This window comes from Candidatus Cyrtobacter comes, assembly GCF_034470605.1.
GTDB lineage: Bacteria > Pseudomonadota > Alphaproteobacteria > Rickettsiales > Midichloriaceae > Cyrtobacter > Cyrtobacter comes.
In genome coordinates, this window is the sequence record NZ_JARGYT010000123.1 from 1 (window position 1) to 2582 (window position 2582).

Here is a 2582-nt window from a genome sequence, read left to right on the forward strand (position 1 = left end):
GTGCTACTTTTTTAAACATGCACATAAAGGAGAAGACATGCAATCTATTCTTGCAAACAACAATGATATAATCCAGAGAGCATATAATGAATTAGAAGCACATAACTGGACTAATGAGGAATTACTTGCTTATGAAAGTGCTGAGAAAGCGGCAAAAGATGCCAGAGCAAGAGAGGAGTATATCAAGGATGAAGCGAGAGAAAAGGGCAGAGAAGAGGGCAGAGAAGAGGGCAGAGAAGAGGGTAGATACTCAGAGAAGTTATCAATAGCCAAGAACCTACTATCTCTTGGTATTGATAAGAAAAAGATATCAGAATCCACGGGGCTTTCTTTAAAGGAGATAGAAAAGCTTTAAGGACCCGGGATAAGGTAGGCGCGCTTAGAGGCTGCAAGGGATTATATCGGGAAATTTTCGATCTTTTGCAAATTTACATACCGTGGCCAAAAAACACCACGCTCTTAACCTGGGGCCGTGTTGCTAGAAATTCCTTAGCGTGCTAAAAAGTCCGAATTCTCTCGTGACCCCTAATAGGTAAATTTTTCCACTCAGGAAATTGTCTGGCTATCAAATCTTGCACCAGTGTTTCATCTATAATCATATATTTATTACTCGTGTGAAGCAAAATTAAATAGTTCATAAGCCTTAATAGCGAAATTTATAAACTTATCAGGTGTGAGATTGCCTTCCAAACGCTAACAAGAGGCTAAAATGAGGTGAACAAAATACCAATATATCACTATACTATATATTGTTTTTATAATAAATTTTGCCCATATAAACATGGCTTGATAGCATAAGAACAATGCTAATTTTAAAATCTGCTAAAGGATGGGTAAATTTTGTTACATCCTTCAAGGTTGTGGAATGGTAACATGCGATAGTACAGAACAACTCATTACCACTGGAATGACTGAATGTATAGCCGTTTCCCTCTCTGCTTATGATAGGCGCTCTAACAAATTTGCTAGAGGATTATTTCATTTTGATGGGTGTAATCTATACAACAATGAATCCGCTACTGAAAGAGTTAAAAAGGCTTATGAGGCTTTTAACAAATGTGCTAAAGATAATTTGGTCATACATGGAGATAAAATTGAAGTTAATGTGTATGGTGGTGAGAAGTTTACTCGTAACCTTCTTAAAGTTAAATTATCGTTAGAAAAATTAAAGGTCAAAGATGTAAATTATTTCGATCATAGAGATCTTGGTACAAAGCCACTTAATGGTGACTCATATATGTTAATTGATGCAAACAATGAAATACATTGTGGTACATTTGATAGCGATAGATGTAATGGGTTTACACAACTCGAAATTGAAAATGGAGCTGGGAGCCCAAGCCTCCAAAAGCACCAAGAAATAGATCAAGTTGTTGAAAATGATCTTTTATCTAAGCCCAACCGGGATCTACTAATATTTAGCTTTAATATGAATAAACGGTTGCGTATTAAATAAGCTCATCTCATCCAAGCAAGTTCTCCGTATTTTTCAACGTCAAAGTCCATAAATTCTGTTTCTATATGCTCTTGTTTTTCAGCCTTTTTCCTAGGAACGTATGGTAGAGCAAAGGTAATGGCGAGCGCATCGGCCTTATCTGGTGATATTTTTCTATCTTTTATGGCACCGTTAACAAAATAATTTATAAAGTTTAGCGATTGCAAGAGCAATAAATGCAAGGAATGTAGAATCCTTTTTGTCAAACCTCATGGCAATTCTCTTATTTTCCTTTAATCTACCGAAAAAACGCTCAATAATATTGCGCTTTTTATATAGGGGTTTATTACATAAATCGTCCAAACGGACTCATGTTACTTTTATAGCTCTAACTGCTATGTTTGGTCTCTTTGCGGAAATTGAAAGAAATTTAATATCCGAGAGAACAAAGCAAACACTTACTGCTGCTAAACAGAGGGGAAATATTGGGAAGACAAAAAGGATTATTTGGCAAATTTAGATTAAATGGTAAGGAAGAAGAAATCAAAATGCTTCTTGGTAAAAAAGTATCTAAATCATCCATAGCTAAAATTATGGATATTTCTCGGACTACCCTATTTTTGCTTTGTTAGAAGTAGAAATTTAAAAACTAAACAACGATTGAGGTTCTGTCAAAAACTAGAGGGATCCGTTCGGACGATCTATCTTTTGCAATCTTGCCTTTGTGCAGGAAATAATTTGCAAGCAACAAACGAATTACTGCTGATCACAATATGCATAGTGCTACCCAGACCCTTTCTACCTCTTGACTGACTGACATTATTTTTTTAAAGCCCCTCATCCATGTCTATGTAGTGGTATAATAGAGCCATCAACAAACAATATATCTAGCAATATAGTGCTTTGTAGATAATACAGTAATTTCCAAAAAAACCCATTCTCGCTCCACCTCTTATATCTTATGTATATTGTATGCCAATATTCTTCAGGTAAATCTCTCCATGATATACCTGTCCTTAGAACGTATAATACTCCACAAAAAAACTTATAGGCACTGTTAACAAAGGTTTTGCCAAATAATGGAAAAGATGCAATATTATATTGGAGGCGATAAATATGGTATTTAGATGGATAAAAGGTTGTTTCC

The 2582-nt window shown here is 35.3% G+C and carries 6 protein-coding genes; 4 read left to right on the forward strand and 2 right to left on the reverse strand.

Translation table 11 applies throughout. The annotated features are described in order from the left end of the window. Both Cyrtocomes_RS05860 and Cyrtocomes_RS05865 read left to right on the forward strand, forming a co-directional pair. The coding region (locus Cyrtocomes_RS05860) for an Rpn family recombination-promoting nuclease/putative transposase (RefSeq protein ID WP_322498254.1) at positions 1–355 on the forward strand (355 nt) is incomplete at its 5' end. Positions 356–829: 474 nt separating this feature from the next. Then, a complete protein-coding gene (locus Cyrtocomes_RS05865; RefSeq protein WP_322498255.1) occupies positions 830–1456 on the forward strand; it encodes a hypothetical protein in 627 nt (208 codons plus the stop codon). A 2-nt stretch (positions 1457–1458) separates the two neighbouring features. Here Cyrtocomes_RS05865 and Cyrtocomes_RS05870 read toward each other — a convergent pair whose 3' ends face one another. Continuing rightward, complete coding sequence (locus tag Cyrtocomes_RS05870; protein WP_322498256.1) at positions 1459–1701, reverse strand: hypothetical protein; 243 nt, start codon at positions 1699–1701, stop codon at positions 1459–1461. A 131-nt stretch (positions 1702–1832) separates the two neighbouring features. Between Cyrtocomes_RS05870 and Cyrtocomes_RS06180 the strand changes: the two genes are divergently transcribed. After that, positions 1833–1955, forward strand: a complete 123-nt coding sequence (locus Cyrtocomes_RS06180; RefSeq protein ID WP_410519713.1) for a recombinase family protein — start codon at positions 1833–1835, stop codon at positions 1953–1955. After that, positions 1921–2067 carry a helix-turn-helix domain-containing protein gene (locus Cyrtocomes_RS05875; protein ID WP_322498257.1) on the forward strand — a complete coding sequence of 49 codons (147 nt, stop codon included), beginning with the start codon at positions 1921–1923 and terminating at the stop codon, positions 2065–2067. Before Cyrtocomes_RS06180 ends, Cyrtocomes_RS05875 begins: the two co-directional genes overlap by 35 nt. A gap of 205 nt (positions 2068–2272) precedes the next feature. Here Cyrtocomes_RS05875 and Cyrtocomes_RS05880 read toward each other — a convergent pair. Beyond that, on the reverse strand, positions 2273–2582 hold a 310-nt coding region (locus Cyrtocomes_RS05880; protein ID WP_322498258.1), incomplete at its 5' end, for a transposase.